General features: G+C 61.9%; 13 protein-coding genes. 6 read left to right on the forward strand and 7 right to left on the reverse strand.

The genetic code is table 11. The features are described from left to right. Positions 1-37: 37 nt before the first annotated feature. The gene (locus tag CQ14_RS22920) at positions 38-478 is read right to left on the reverse strand and encodes a VOC family protein (RefSeq protein ID WP_057860099.1); all 441 of its coding nucleotides are present in this window, start codon (positions 476-478) and stop codon (positions 38-40) included. A 201-nt stretch (positions 479-679) separates the two neighbouring features. On the opposite strand from CQ14_RS22920, the gene CQ14_RS22925 reads away from it, so the two are divergent. Next, positions 680-1,168: a peptidase associated/transthyretin-like domain-containing protein gene (locus tag CQ14_RS22925; protein ID WP_057860100.1), complete on the forward strand. Its 489-nt coding sequence runs from the start codon at positions 680-682 to the stop codon at positions 1,166-1,168. 35 nt (positions 1,169-1,203) lie between these two features. Further along, complete coding sequence (locus CQ14_RS22930) at positions 1,204-1,818, forward strand: ferric reductase-like transmembrane domain-containing protein (RefSeq protein ID WP_057860101.1); 615 nt, start codon at positions 1,204-1,206, stop codon at positions 1,816-1,818. Between the two features lie 42 nt (positions 1,819-1,860). On the opposite strand, the gene CQ14_RS22935 is transcribed toward CQ14_RS22930, so the two are convergent. The 4 genes from CQ14_RS22935 to CQ14_RS22950 form a co-directional block, all read right to left on the reverse strand. Then, on the reverse strand, positions 1,861-2,553 hold the full coding sequence (locus CQ14_RS22935) for a hypothetical protein (protein ID WP_057860102.1): 693 nt from the start codon (positions 2,551-2,553) through the stop codon (positions 1,861-1,863). 48 nt (positions 2,554-2,601) lie between these two features. Then, positions 2,602-2,790, reverse strand: coding sequence for a hypothetical protein (locus CQ14_RS22940; protein ID WP_057860103.1), 189 nt, complete (start codon positions 2,788-2,790; stop codon positions 2,602-2,604). A 253-nt stretch (positions 2,791-3,043) separates the two neighbouring features. Next, positions 3,044-3,223 (reverse strand): hypothetical protein, encoded by a 180-nt coding sequence (locus CQ14_RS22945; protein ID WP_057860104.1) that lies wholly within the window; start codon positions 3,221-3,223, stop codon positions 3,044-3,046. A gap of 40 nt (positions 3,224-3,263) precedes the next feature. Then, positions 3,264-3,425: a hypothetical protein gene (locus CQ14_RS22950; protein ID WP_156435309.1), complete on the reverse strand. Its 162-nt coding sequence runs from the start codon at positions 3,423-3,425 to the stop codon at positions 3,264-3,266. 282 nt (positions 3,426-3,707) lie between these two features. Here CQ14_RS22950 and CQ14_RS22955 point away from each other — a divergent pair, with 282 nt between their 5' ends. Further along, entirely contained in the window at positions 3,708-3,893 is a 186-nt protein-coding gene (locus CQ14_RS22955; protein WP_156435311.1) for a hypothetical protein, read from the forward strand. A gap of 163 nt (positions 3,894-4,056) precedes the next feature. Here the strand turns inward: CQ14_RS22955 and CQ14_RS22960 are convergent, their stop codons facing one another. Then, on the reverse strand, positions 4,057-4,563 hold the full coding sequence (locus CQ14_RS22960) for a hypothetical protein (RefSeq protein ID WP_245320460.1): 507 nt from the start codon (positions 4,561-4,563) through the stop codon (positions 4,057-4,059). 266 nt (positions 4,564-4,829) lie between these two features. Between CQ14_RS22960 and CQ14_RS22965 the strand changes: the two genes are divergently transcribed. The 3 genes from CQ14_RS22965 to CQ14_RS22975 are packed head-to-tail and all read left to right on the forward strand — an operon-like array spanning position 4,830 to position 11,183. Beyond that, positions 4,830-6,095 (forward strand): NHLP bacteriocin system secretion protein, encoded by a 1,266-nt coding sequence (locus CQ14_RS22965; RefSeq protein WP_057860108.1) that lies wholly within the window; start codon positions 4,830-4,832, stop codon positions 6,093-6,095. After that, entirely contained in the window at positions 6,088-8,295 is a 2,208-nt protein-coding gene (locus CQ14_RS22970) for an NHLP family bacteriocin export ABC transporter peptidase/permease/ATPase subunit (protein ID WP_347337156.1), read from the forward strand. The genes CQ14_RS22965 and CQ14_RS22970 overlap by 8 nt, the downstream gene beginning before the upstream one ends. Continuing rightward, the gene (locus CQ14_RS22975; RefSeq protein ID WP_057860109.1) at positions 8,292-11,183 is read left to right on the forward strand and encodes an NHLP bacteriocin export ABC transporter permease/ATPase subunit; all 2,892 of its coding nucleotides are present in this window, start codon (positions 8,292-8,294) and stop codon (positions 11,181-11,183) included. The genes CQ14_RS22970 and CQ14_RS22975 overlap by 4 nt, the downstream gene beginning before the upstream one ends. 12 nt (positions 11,184-11,195) lie before the next feature. Here the strand turns inward: CQ14_RS22975 and CQ14_RS22980 are convergent, their stop codons facing one another. Continuing rightward, positions 11,196-13,118: a sigma 54-interacting transcriptional regulator gene (locus CQ14_RS22980; protein WP_057860110.1), complete on the reverse strand. Its 1,923-nt coding sequence runs from the start codon at positions 13,116-13,118 to the stop codon at positions 11,196-11,198. Between the last annotated feature and the right edge of the window lie 128 nt (positions 13,119-13,246).

The raw sequence follows: 13,246 nt of genomic DNA on the forward strand, positions 1-13,246 counted from the left end.
GCATGACGATTCGAAGAAAAGTCATCACGCTTTAGTCTCAGTCGTCCCGCTGTACCAACTCCACGGTGATGCCCTCGGGACCCTCAAAAAGCCGCAGCTTTCGGCTGATGTAGTCCATCTCGTCGCTCAGCACGGTTACGCCATTGGCCACGAGGTGCGCGGTGGCCGCCTCAATGTCGTCGACCCGGAACGCGAGGTGATTGAAGCCCCGTTTTCGCAGGTTCGTCGGGTGCGCACCTGGATCGGTCTCTGGGGTCGGGTCGAATTGAAGCAGCTGGATCTCGAAAGGATAAGCCGCCCCTTCGAGCGCGAGGGTGATGTGCTGCGCCTTCACGCCCGGCATGCCCATGTACCGGGCGGGAACGCCACCGTCGATCGTTGCGACGTGATGTTTTCTGAAGCCAAGGAGCGCGAAGAACTCGATCGCTGGGCCGGCGTCGGCCACTGCGATCGTAACATGATCCGGATTGAGTATCATTTGATCACTCCGTGTCATCAACGCTGCGCGTTCGGACGCTCCCAAGTATGCCTTGTGAACGAGGCTGGTTGAGCGGCCGCTGCGCCCGTTCACAACACTGTTATTGCGACCTATCGCGGCCGCCGCCTCCCTCAACTGGGCGTCTCGCGCTTGTTGTTGTACCCTCCGAGTTGCAACTGACGGGCGCCAGGAGGAGTTTACATGACCATTGCTGTACTCAACCGCCGTAACCTCCTCGCCGCTGGCGGCTCCGTCCTGGTGACCGGGGTTTCCGGGCTCCTCTTCCCCGCCCGCGCGCAAGGCCTCGCACCAACCCTTTCGATGCAGGGCGGGTCCAACAACTACCGCGCGGGCGCGCCGACCGTGGATCGGATCGGCAAGGGTGGCTTCTGGATGAGCGGTACCGTGCGCCGCGCGGGCGACGGGGCTCCGCTTGTGGGCCAGCGCATCCAGATCTGGGCGCACACCACCGAAGGGCGGGAGCACGAACCGCAGAGTCATGGCGCCACGCTCACCGACAAGAACGGGGCGTTCCGTCTCGAGATGCCGCAGATCATTCCCGTTTTCGGCCAACCGCATGGTCACCTCGCCTATGACAGCGGCGAATTCAAAACCGTCTTTCTGCGTCCGGTGATGCGGAGCGCAAAGGATACCAGCCTGGAGGCGCACTTCGTCCTTCAGCCGGTCTGACCGAGTTGCCAACGAAGGGATTGAGATTGGCTCGGGTGATCCTGATCTGGCTCGCCCTCGCCGCCGCCGTATGCGTGCCGATCGCTGCTGCGGCGGCGAGCCCGCTGCTCGCATGGCGCGATCCGGTCTACATACTGGCCTGCTTTTCCGGGATTGTCGCGCTCGGGCTCATGCTCGTTCAGCCCTTGCTGATCGCCGGATACTTGCCGGGACTGGCGGCTTATCGTGGCCGGCGTACACATCTTTGGACTGGAGGCGCGCTGGTCGTGGCGGTGGTTATCCACGTCGGCGGCCTTTGGATCACCAGTCCGCCCGACATGATTGACGCGCTTCTCTTCTCATCGCCGACGCCGTTCTCCCCTTGGGGCGTGATCGCGATGTGGGCAATCTTCAGCGTTGCGCTTTTTGCTGCCCTCCGCCGGCGATTGGGCGTGCGACCGCGAACGTGGCGCATCGGACATACATTGCTCGCGATCGTCATCGTCGTGGGGAGTGTCGTCCATGGCATACTGATCGAGGGCACGATGGAGACGATCTCGAAGGCCGTGCTTTGCGCGCTGGTCCTCGCGGCGACCATAAAAGTCATGACCGATCTGAAGGTGTGGAGAAGGCGAGCGAAGTTGCGCGAAGAGAGCATCGCGCGACAGTAAGCTGGGAAGCTCACGCTTGAGGAGACAGTGACGAACGCGGAGCTATTGCTCCGATGACAGGCGGATCATCTGGCGCCCATCATTCATCGCCTTCAGGCTGTTGACATAGTTCTCGGGACGCTGCCAGCGGTGAGGAACCTTCAATCCCATGAATTCCGCGATGCTGCCGATAAACGCCGTGCAATTGGTTGTCTCGGCGTTCCAGACCGGTGAACTCGCCTGCAGTTTCTTGATGTAGGCGAAAACCCTCTTTGCGTCCGGCTCATTCAGGTAAACGCGGTAGCTGGCGGTCAAGTACTGCGGATCAAGATCGCCATAGCTCGCCTTGGTCTCGGACGGCACCCACATCAGATGACCGAGTACATAAGGCACGTTGTCTCCCGCAGGGGTGAGGCCCGCGACTTCAACCGCTCGTTCACTTGTCTTCCCGTACCAGACGAAGGCGTGTCCCCAACTCGCCGCCGTTCTGGCTCTGAAATCCACGTAGTACGGCCCCTTTGCCGATCCCGGCTTGCGGGTCGGCTGTGGCGCCGGTTTCGATTCATCACTGGAAACAAGCGCGTTCGCGTTGGCGACGCGCTTGTAACCTTCCTCTATGTGGGAAATGAAACGTTCCAGGCTACTTCGAGCGTCAATCTCGCGTGCGGAAGCTGGGTGGATTGCGCACGCGAGCGGGACAGCGACCGCGAACGCCGCAAGCAAGCATCGTCCTAGTGTCTTCGGCCCATTTGCCACAGTTCGCCCTTCAGCCGTCAACGAAGGTCAGAATCTACGAGCTCTGACTCAGTACCGCGTATAGGGCCGCGGCGCGACGGGCGTCTTGCCGACCGGAGTCTTCCCGATGGGGGTCTTGCCAATCGGCATCTTGCCGACCTGGGCCGTCTGATAGACGGGCTGTGCGCGCGGGATATCGGCAGCGCTTGCGGCAGTCACCAGGGCAAGCGTCGCACCCGCGATAATCACAATCTTCATCACAGTACTGTGTCCTCTATGTTGGAGAAGCAAGGCGGTCGGCCGCGCTTCCTCAGCCACGCCGGGACATGAATATCCGAATGCGTCTACAGTACGGCAGGTTGGACACGTTCAAACGATAGGTCTGCAGGTGCGGCAGATATGAAACAGGCTGGAACCTGAAAGTCCGCCTTCAGGCCTGAAGCCACATTGAACAAAATCAAAGAGGCCGCCGAATGGGGCGGCCTCTCGATTCTGGTTCTGCGAACCGGCACTAGCGCATGTGCAGGCTCATGGTTGGCTTCGGCGGATGCACGGCGTCCATCAGACGTTGGCCCACACCTTGCAGATACTTTTCGTATGCGGCGATTGCCATGTCGAGCATGCTGCCGCCACTGACGGCGTCGAGTTCGCCGATGCTAAGCTCCCGGTCTTCCCGGATAAGGTCGGTCATGCCTTGCTCCTGTATTCCCTGCCATTATTGATGAACAGGGTCAGGACGGCCGGTCCGTCGAACGGCGAAGGTCGCCGGGCCCACCAAAGAGGCTCTTGAGGAAGTGGCCGATCCGGCTGAAGATGCCGCCGCCGCTGATCTGGTCGAGCTCAGCATCCGTCAACATGCGGGGCTCCAGGTTCGTCTGCTCGATGGTCTGCATTTTGAATTTCCTTTTCCGGATGCGGCGGACCATTCCGCCGTCGATGGGGACAATGCCGCAGCAGGCCGCGCGTCGCTGTGACGCGGATCACGCGATGTCGCTTGGCGCTGATCTGGCGCTCGTCGCCTCGGGCAAACGACGCGTCACCAGCGAACCGGACAGCGAAAGTCCCAGCCGGGACCGTGTGTGACCGACGTCACGACAAGAAAAAGCCGCGCACGATACTCCTGCGATCACCGATCGGGAGGGAACGGTCCCTCTCATCGCCAGCAGGAGATGACGATGGCCAAGTTCGAGAAATCCAATGATGACCAGTTCACCATCCAGCTCGATGATGAGGCGTTGAGCACCGTTGTCGGCGGTGCCGCGACTGACTGGGACAGCTTTCTGGCCCAACACTCGGTGGGCGGATGGGTGATGCGGGACGTTTTCGCGCGGCCGCAGATCGGCAGATATAGCCCGCGATAGTCGTCTCACGCATCGCCGTTGCGGCAAGAGTTCGCGCGGAGAGGTCATCTGATTGAATGATCTCTTCTGCGGCCCGGTCCGGCAGAATGGATCACGAGCGAGGCTTGGCCGTCACGATTGCCCGCGCTCGTCGTGCGGGCATCGCGAGCGGTGATCACGCGCCTCAAAGCCGGGATCGGATGGCGCTCAGAATTCCGGCCGTCGTGTCCACGACCTGCAGAGCTTGCTGGGACTTCGCCAAAGCCAGAGCCGACCTGGCGCATTGATCGGGCAGCTGCGCGATCTTCCGGCGCTGGCTTGCAAGGATGTTGGTCGACTGATCGATGGCAAACTTTACCACGTCGCGAGTCGGACCGTTCTCACCGACTTCTGTCAGTTCCTTCTCGATCGTAATCAGATACTCGTAACTGGATAGTTCCTGCGAAATTTCGGCAAGGTTCTGGATCGTGAGCTTGACGCAATCAGCATCGACCGCGGAGATATCGCTTCTCTTCGATGTCTGGACAAGGTCTCCCATCAAGCCCGCGAACATTGGCCTCAGTGTTTCGACTCTCTTCAAGTCAGCCTGGCTGAGCACGCCAGCCAGGCACAGATTGGTCGCCACCAGCAGGCCAATGCCTTGCCATGCTGCTGAGACGGCCACTCTGCGGGCTGCTGCGAAACGCGTCATGCTGTCGGTTTGCCGTCTCATCTGTTGCGTCGGTTACTCGCTACCCGGGGAGGTTGGTCCAAACGTCTGCCTGACAAGCTTAGCGTCGCGCCGGAGATCGCTCAATCGCATTCTCCGCGAATGCAGCCCGGATGCCTGGCCAGCCGGCCTGGTCCATTGTGCCGAAAACGACATCTGGCTATGATCGAAGAATACTTGAAGCATGATAAGCCGATTTTGACTGGCGGCGGAAGCTGCCGCGCCGGACTTCTGCGGGGGAGTAAGGAGTGACCAACGGCTCCGAAAGCATCTTTCGCGCCAGCGCCCTGCAGCGCGCCGCGTCGCCGGAAGAACTCGATCATCTCGTCGCCATCACCAAACCGTCCGACTGGATACTGGCCGCAGTCCTGACCGTCGCGCTGGCCGCAGCCATTGGCTGGGGCATCTACGGCCGTATTCCATCCCGCGTGTCAGGCGAGGGAATTCTGGTTGGCAGTGGCCGCGTTGTCGACGCCGTCTCTGCCGCGGAAGGAAGGCTCGCTTCGCTCGGCGTTGCCGTCGGCGATCACGTCGAGCGCGGGCAGGTGATCGCCAGGATCTCGCAGATCGAAACCGAGCAGAAGTATCGAAACGCGGTGGAGACGTTCAAGGAACGCCAGCGCGAGCACGACAACATGGCCGCAAGGGTTGCGTCCGAACTCGCGGCAAAGGCCTCGAATTTCGAAAAGCTCGAGGCGGCGTTCCGCAAGGTCATCGAGGCAACCGATCAGCGCGTTCGGTTCCTTTCCGTCGATGTGCAGAACCTCGAACAGCTCATGACGAAGGGGCTGACCACGCGGAAAACACTCGAGGACCGCCGCCTTGAATTGACCGAAGCACACCAGCGGCGGACCGATTCGCAGAACGAAATCCTGAAGCTTCATGCGCAAAAGACCGATCTCGAAACGCAGCGGGAGCGCGAATTGCAACAGGCCGAGTTCGCGACGAACAATGCGCGCCGTGAAATGCAGGCGATCGCGGGCACTCTTGGACGCAACTCGGAAGTCCTGAGTCCGATCGCAGGACGCGTGCTGGAGATCAAGACATCGACCGGTTCGGTCCTTGCTGTCGGGACACCGGTCGTCTTGATCGAGGACGAGGGCACGAAGCTCGAGGCCGTCGTCTACATCCCCGCAGATCAGGGAAAAAGCGTCAAGCCCGGCTTTCAGGTGCGCCTTGCGCCCAGCACCGTCAAGCGCGAGGAATTCGGCACGATGATCGGGACGGTATCGAACGTCTCGGAGTTTCCCGTGACCCCGCAGGGAATGACGGCCGTGCTTCACAACGATCAACTCGTAAAGCTGTTTTCCAAGGACGGCGCACCGTACGCTGTATCAGTGTTGCTGGAACAGGATGCATCGACGCCGAGCGGATATCGGTGGGCGGTCGGGAAGGGGCCGCAGGTTCATCTCACCAGCGGCACTCTCGCGCAGGCCGAAATCACGACCCGAAGCCGGCGTCCGATGGACCTCGTCGTCCCTCTCCTCAGGAAGCTGACCGGGATAGATGGATAATTCTGATCCGCCGACCGAAAAAGGACAGGATGTCTCCGGTCACGGGCGTCCGGTTCGCATGGGCGTCAGGAAGACGCCGACGATTCTGCAGATGGAAGCGGCAGAATGCGGCGCCGCCTGCCTTGCGATGGTGCTGGCGTATCACGGGGCGTGGGTGCCGCTTGAGCGGCTTCGCATCGAATGCGGCGTGTCTCGCGACGGCAGCAAGGCCAGCAACATCGTCAAGGCAGCGAAGCGCTTCGGACTTGCTGCCAAGGGTTTCAAGCAGGAGCTCTCGACCCTGCAATCGGCGCCGACGCCTTGCATCATCCATTGGAACTTCAACCATTTCGTGGTCCTGGAAGGCATCGAGGGGAGTTTCGCATACATCAATGACCCCGCCTTCGGGCGGCGACGAATTGGTATGGACGAACTCGACAGGAGCTTCACCGGCGTCGTTCTCACGCTGGAGCCGGCGGCCGGGTTCGTTCCAGGCGGAAGCAAGCCTGCCGGACTGCATCTGTTGCTCCGGGAGTTGCGCGGCTCGAAGGCCGCCGTCGGCCTTCTGGTCCTGCTCAGCCTTCTCATGGTCATTCCCGGCCTCGTGGTGGCGAGCTTCTCCAAGATTTTCATCGACGATATTCTGATTCAGCACCTGAATGGGTGGTTGCGCCCGCTTCTGATCGGCATGGCCGTAACGGCATTGGTCCGTATGGTCTTGACGCTGGTGCAGCAGTCTTTGCTGCTGAGACTGCAGACGAAGCTTTCGGTGGTCATGATCAGCCGCTTCTTGTGGCGGGTAATGGCGTTGCCGATCGAGTTTTTCGCCCAGCGCCACGCCGGAGACATCGCGGTGCGGGTCGCCGCCAACGAGGAGATCGCGAGGCTTCTGGCGAGCGGAATCGCAACGAATGCCCTCAGTCTCACCTCGGTCGTGTTCTTCGCGGCTGCGATGGTCATCTATGATCCGCTTCTCGCTGCGGTCTGCATCGGTCTGTCGCTGCTGAACGTGCTGTCCTTGTGGCTATCTGCGCGACGCAGGGAGGATCTCAGCCGCGGGCTGTCGCTCGAGCGCGGCAAGCTGCTGGGCGCGGTCGTCAGCACGGTCAGGACGATTGAGACGATCAAGGCGAGCGGGCTCGAAGACGAGGCGTTCAGACAATGGTCCGGAATCCAGGCCAAGGTCCTGAATGCGGAACGCGAACTGGCCCAGTCGTCGATCATTCTGGATATGGTGCCGACGTTGATCTCCGGATTGACGCTGACCGCAATACTGGGGCTCGGCGGGCTGCGGGTTATCGAAGGTTCGCTGACGCTCGGAAGCCTGGTCGCGTTTCAGGCGCTGATGGCCAGTTTCTCCGAGCCGGTAGCAACGCTGGTCAACCAGGCCGGCAGCTTTCAGTTGATCAAGGGCGCGCTCGACCGGCTGGAGGATGTGTACAACTATCCGCTCGATGATGCGGCCAAGACCGGTGCTCAGGAAGGACGGTTTCCTGCGAAACTGGCGGGAAGCATCGAATTCAGGGACGTGCAATTCGGCTATTCGGTGCTCGAGCCGCCCCTGATCTCCGGCCTTTCGATTGCCGTCAATCCAGGATCCCGCGTGGCCCTCGTTGGCGCCTCCGGCAGCGGAAAATCCACGATAGGCCGGTTGATGTGCGGGCTCTACAAGCCGTGGAGCGGAGAGATCCTGATCGACGGGTCGAAGGTCCGCGACATCCCGCCCGAAGTCCTCGCAAACTCCGTTGCCTATGTAGACCAGGACATTTTCCTGTTCGAGGGAACGGTGCGCGACAATCTCACACTCTGGGACCCGACAATTCCCGAGCTCGATCTCACCAGCGCGCTCAAGGAAAGCGCGATCCAGGACGATATCGCAATAAGGGCCGGCAATTACGACGCGCATGTCAACGAGGGCGGCACGAATTTCAGCGGTGGGCAGCGTCAGCGCATTGAGATCGCCCGCGCGCTGGTCAGCCGTCCCTCCATCATCGTTCTCGATGAAGCGACCGCCGCGCTCGACCCGATCACCGAGAAAGCCATTGACGACAATCTGCGGCGCCGCGGCTGCACCTGCATCATCATTGCGCACCGGCTCAGCACCATAAGGGATTGCGACGAGATCATCGTCCTGCGGCAGGGCAAGGTGACCGAACGGGGGACGCACGAGGCTCTTCTGGCGCTCAACGGCGAATACGCAAGATTGGTGTCGCAGGAATGACGGATCAGATGAACAGCGCCGTGTCCGTTGCGGCCCTCTGCGCGTCGGGGGCATTGCCGGGCGACCAGGCTTTGGACAGCCGTCGGCCGCTGCTTCTTGATCATCACGGCTACGTGCTGCAGGTGATCGCGGGTCACGCGGATATCTTTGCCGTCGATGTCAAGGACGGCAGGTGGGGCAGCAGACACCATCTGTTTCGTGTTGAAGCCGGAGACATCGTCCCCGATCTGCCGAGCGTTGTCGCCTCCGCAAGCGGATTGTGTTTCATCGCAGCGGGAGCCGAAGGCGCCCGGGTCTCGCTCATTCGCAGGAGCGATCTGCCATCGATCGATCTCGCGGTACGCTGGATCGAGCGCCTGTCCCGCTTCGTCGCGGGATCGGCGCCGCGATGGCAAATGGCCGAATTGTCGGGCGAAGGTGAACTGGACGCCGGAGAGTGTCGCCGAGGGCCGATGCGAGGGCTTGTCTGGCTGACCGTGAAGCGCGGCGCCGTCAGGCTGATGGGCGTCGGGGCGCCCTGCGTCGCAGGGAATCATCCGTTACCTCTCACCTCGGCCCTGTGGGTCGAGGCGGCCGAGGAGGGGTGCGCCGCGAGCATCACCGGCCAGGGACCGGCCGACGACCAGATCTGGACGTCGATCGACCAATTTCACCTTGGGGTCGTCGAATGCGTTCAGGACATTCTGGCCCGGGAGGCGCAGAGTGCGGTCGAGCGTCTGGCTCATCGAACGAAGCTTGGGGAAGCCCGGACGGTGGAAGCCTTCGATCGCCTTTCCGGCATCATCGTGAGGCGGTTCGACAATGAAGCGGTCGACGCATCCCAATCCGACCGGTTGGCAGGTGCTTGTCAGATCGTCGGAAACGCGATGCGCGCGCCGTTAGCGATCTCTGGCCGGATCGACAGTACCCAGGACGATTTCGCTGCGTTGTCTCAAATCGCTCACGGCGCCCGATTGCGGATACGTCAGGTGCTGCTCCGCTTGGAATGGTGGAGGTCGGATGGCGGTCCGCTGGTCGGCTGGTACGGCGAGAGGCGCGATCCCGTCGCGCTCGTATATGAGGCGGGTCGTGGATACGTCATGATCGATCCGCTCACGAAGCTGCGGCGGCCGGTCGATCGCGCCCATGCGATGCAGATCGCGCCGGAAGCGGTCATGTTCTACCCGTCTCTCGCGTCGCGATCCCTCAAATTTCGCGACCTTCTTCAATTTTCCCTCCGCTATACTCATGGCAACATATCACGCATCGCCGTGACGGTCGCCCTTATCGGGCTGTTGTCTCTGGTGACGCCATTCGTCACCAACATTCTCATCAGCTCGATCATACCGAGATCGGAGCTCGATCAACTCGTCTTCTGTGCGATGGCGCTGGCTCTGACGGCGGTATCGATAGCCAGCATCCAGATGATGCAGGGCTTTGTCATGCTGCGGCTGGAGGCGACGATCGATTGGCGACTGCAGTCGGCGATGATCGATCGCCTCCTCAGATTGCCGACATCCATCTTTCGGGAGTTCACGGCAGGAGACCTGGTCGATCGGTCGATGGGAATCGACGCGGCGCGGCGTGCGCTGACCGGTCGCGCGTTGCGCGGAATGATCGCGGGACTGTTCTGTTTTTTCAGCCTTGGCCTGATGATTTATTATGATTTCAAGCTGGCCCTGATCGCGATTGCATTAACCGCCGTCAGGGCAATCGCCATCATCTCTACGAATCTGGTCCGGCTGCGTTTCGAAGGCAAACACTTCAATCAGCAGGGCAAGGTCAGCGGTTTCGTTCTCCAGCTCCTGACGGGCGTGGGCAAATTGCGCGTTTCGGCTGCGACCGAGCGGGCGCTTGGAATCTGGTCGAAACAATTCGCGACGCAGAAGCAGTATTTCGTGTCATCGCAGATCGCAGGCAACGTTCTTGGCGCATTCGAGGCGGCGTTTCCGACAATAGCAACGCTGATCATATTCGCTTATGCATCCTACTTCCTCAGCAACCTGATGACGGATATCGGCACCTTCTTTGCCTTCTTCGCTGCATTCGGTCAGACGTTGGGTTCAGTCGGCGCCTGGGCCGGCGGTATCAGCGAGGCGCTCATCGCAATTCCGCCGCTGCGCCGATTGGGTCCCCTGATCGGTTGCCCGACGGAAGTTTCCGATGACCGACAGTCGCCGGGAGAGTTGTCTGGTTCGATCGAACTTGCCCGCGTGTCGTTGCGGTATATCGAGGGCGGGCCTCTCGTGCTGGATAACGTCACGTTGAAGATCACGCCGGGCGAGTATGTCGCGATCGTGGGACCTTCAGGGAGCGGCAAATCGTCCTTGTTCCGGCTTCTCCTCGGCTTCGAGCGTCCGGAAGCGGGCGCGGTGTTTTACGACGGCAAATCGATCGAGACGCTGGACGCCGGCGCCGTGCGGCGCCAGCTCGGTGTGGTGCTGCAGAACGCAAAGCTGGCGAACGGAAACATCTACGAGAACATCTGCGGCGGAATCCAGCTGCCGCTCGATCAGGTTTGGGAGGCCGCGCAACTGGCGGGCATAGCGGACGATATCCGGGCCATGCCGATGGGCATGCTCACGCAGCTGTCCGAGGGGGTGAGCACGCTCTCCGGGGGGCAGCGGCAGCGTATCATGATTGCGCGGGCAATTGCCCGGCGTCCGCGCATTCTCCTGTTTGATGAAGCTACGAGTTCTCTCGATAATCAGTCCCAGGCCATCGTCAGCGACGCGCTGGAAAACCTGAACGTGACCCGGATAGCGATCGCGCACCGGCTCAGCACGGTGCAGAGAGCCGACCGGATCGTCGTGCTGGTGGGTGGAAGGATCGTCCAGACCGGTACGTTCAACGAACTTAACAGCACGCCTGGTGTGTTCCGATCGTTTGCGCAACGACAGTTGCTTTGATGCCGGCGGTGATTAGCCAGCCAGGCCACGCGCGTTCGCAATCCCCAGCGCCTTGATGCGTGAGGCCAGCGTGGTCGGCTTGATGTCGAGCATCTCGGCGGCGCCGCCGGGGCCGAACACCTTGCCGGAGCACGCTTCAAGCGCGGCGAGAATATTGGCGCGTTCGTGCGCGCGCATTTCTGCTGACGTCATGACCATGGGGCGGCTATCTGCTTTCACGCGCGCAGAGCCAGGGGAGGGCGGAACGCCTGATGCATCGGGCAGGTCGATGCGCAGGCGGCCGTTCTGCGCGAGGATCGCCGCGCGCTCGATCACGTTCTGCAGTTCGCGGACGTTACCCGGCCAGTCGTAGCGCGAAAGCCTGCGCGCATCGCCCTCCGACAGACGCAGGTCGGATTTCAGCGCCGCGCTCTCGCGCGTCAAAAAGTGCTGCGCCAGCAGCGGAATGTCTTCGCGGCGCTCGCGCAGCGGCACCGATTCCACCGGGAACACGTTGAGGCGGAAGTAGAGATCCTCGCGAAACCGGCCGCGCTGCACCTCCTGCTTGAGATCGCGGTTGGTGGCGGCGATCAGGCGCACGTCCACCGCGCGGGTGCGCTCTTCGCCGACGCGTTCGAAATTGCCCTCCTGCAGCACCCGCAACAGCTTGCCCTGCAGCTCCAGCGGGATTTCGCCGATTTCGTCGAGGAACAGCGTGCCGCCATCGGCGAGTTCGAAGCGGCCGATGCGGTCGCGCATCGCGCCGGTGAAGGCGCCTCTGATATGGCCGAAGAACTCGCTTTCAAAGAGTTCGCGCGGGATCGCGGCGCAATTGACCCGGATCAGCGGCCGGTCGCGGCGGCTGCTCGCCTCGTGGATGGCGCGCGCGATCAATTCCTTGCCGGTGCCGGATTCGCCCGTGATCATCACGGCGGCCGAGGTCGGCGCTACCAGCTTGACCTGGCGCAGCGTCTTCTGGATCGCCTCGCTCTGGCCGATGATGCCGCGCGGATTGGTTTCGATGCGGATTTCTTCCTGCAGATAAGCGTTTTCCAGCTCGAGCCGCTCGCGCAGGCGATCGACTTCGGCAAGCGCCGCGTGCAGCTTCTCGTCGGCCTCGCGCCGCTGGCTGACGTCGCGGAACACGATGACGGCGCCGACCACGACGCCGCGGTCGCGGATCGGCGTCGAGGTGTATTCGACCCAGACCGGCGTGCCGTCCTTGCGCCAGAACACCTCACCCTCGACCTGATGCACGGCGCCGTCGCGAAACGCCGCGTAGATCGGGCAGTCGTGATCGGGATAGTGCCGCCCGTCATGATGGGTGTGATGGACGATCGGGTGGATTTCCTTGCCGACCAGCTCTTCCGCGCCCCAGCCCAGCATCCGTTCGGCCGCCGGATTGACGAAGGTGGTCTTTCCTTCCGCGTTCACGCCGTAAATGCCTTCGCCGGCGGCGCGCAGGATCAACTGGTTCTCGCGCTCGATATCCTGGAACACGCGCTCGACGCGCTGCCAGGTCGCGATCCCGCCGCGCATATGGTCTTCGGCCGCGGCATCGACATAGCGGCGACGGCGCGCATCGAGATCGCTCAGGGTGAGCAGCACCAGCGTGCGCTCCTCGCCCGGCACCAGCGAGCCGGCATATTCCAGGCGCAGGCTTTGCCCGGTCGCGTGGCGCGGCGTCAGCGCGTTGGTCCAGTACGCGCCCTTGTCGAGCACGGCCTGGGTGAAAACGATCAGCGCGGGCAATTGTCCGCTGTGAAGCGTGCTGACCTTGGTCTGTCGCAGCAGGGCGCGATCGTAGCCGAGCAGGGTGCAGGCGGCCGGATTGGCGTCGACGATCTGGTCGGCGTGGGGGTCGAGCAGCAGCGTCGGCTCGATCGCAAACTCGAACGCGGCGGCGCGCCATTCGACATCCTGTGGTGGGGCGGTTGAACCGAGGGCGAGATCCATCCGTTACTCCGAAATCTCGTAATCTTACTACGATATTTCGTGTATCACGAATTTTCGTAATCGCCAATCTCAGCGGAAACCCTGTGATGCCAGCACCATCGCCGCAAAACGGGGCTGGCATATGCCTT

The sequence above is a fragment of the Bradyrhizobium lablabi genome, from assembly GCF_001440475.1.
GTDB lineage: Bacteria > Pseudomonadota > Alphaproteobacteria > Rhizobiales > Xanthobacteraceae > Bradyrhizobium > Bradyrhizobium lablabi.

Excerpts from the sequence above, each read along its gene's own strand:
- CQ14_RS22925 (WP_057860100.1), top strand. The coding sequence starts at position 680 with ATGACCATTGCTGTACTCAACCGCCGTAACCTCCTCGCCGCTGGCGGC.
- CQ14_RS22945 (WP_057860104.1), bottom strand. The coding sequence starts at position 3,223 with ATGACCGACCTTATCCGGGAAGACCGGGAGCTTAGCATCGGCGAACTC.
- CQ14_RS22950 (WP_156435309.1), bottom strand. The coding sequence starts at position 3,425 with ATGCAGACCATCGAGCAGACGAACCTGGAGCCCCGCATGTTGACGGAT.
- CQ14_RS22940 (WP_057860103.1), bottom strand. The coding sequence starts at position 2,790 with ATGAAGATTGTGATTATCGCGGGTGCGACGCTTGCCCTGGTGACTGCC.
- CQ14_RS22955 (WP_156435311.1), top strand. The coding sequence starts at position 3,708 with ATGGCCAAGTTCGAGAAATCCAATGATGACCAGTTCACCATCCAGCTC.
- CQ14_RS22960 (WP_245320460.1), bottom strand. The coding sequence starts at position 4,563 with ATGACGCGTTTCGCAGCAGCCCGCAGAGTGGCCGTCTCAGCAGCATGG.
- CQ14_RS22980 (WP_057860110.1), bottom strand. The coding sequence starts at position 13,118 with ATGGATCTCGCCCTCGGTTCAACCGCCCCACCACAGGATGTCGAATGG.
- CQ14_RS22920 (WP_057860099.1), bottom strand. The coding sequence starts at position 478 with ATGATACTCAATCCGGATCATGTTACGATCGCAGTGGCCGACGCCGGC.
- CQ14_RS22975 (WP_057860109.1), top strand. The coding sequence starts at position 8,292 with ATGACGGATCAGATGAACAGCGCCGTGTCCGTTGCGGCCCTCTGCGCG.
- CQ14_RS22970 (WP_347337156.1), top strand. The coding sequence starts at position 6,088 with ATGGATAATTCTGATCCGCCGACCGAAAAAGGACAGGATGTCTCCGGT.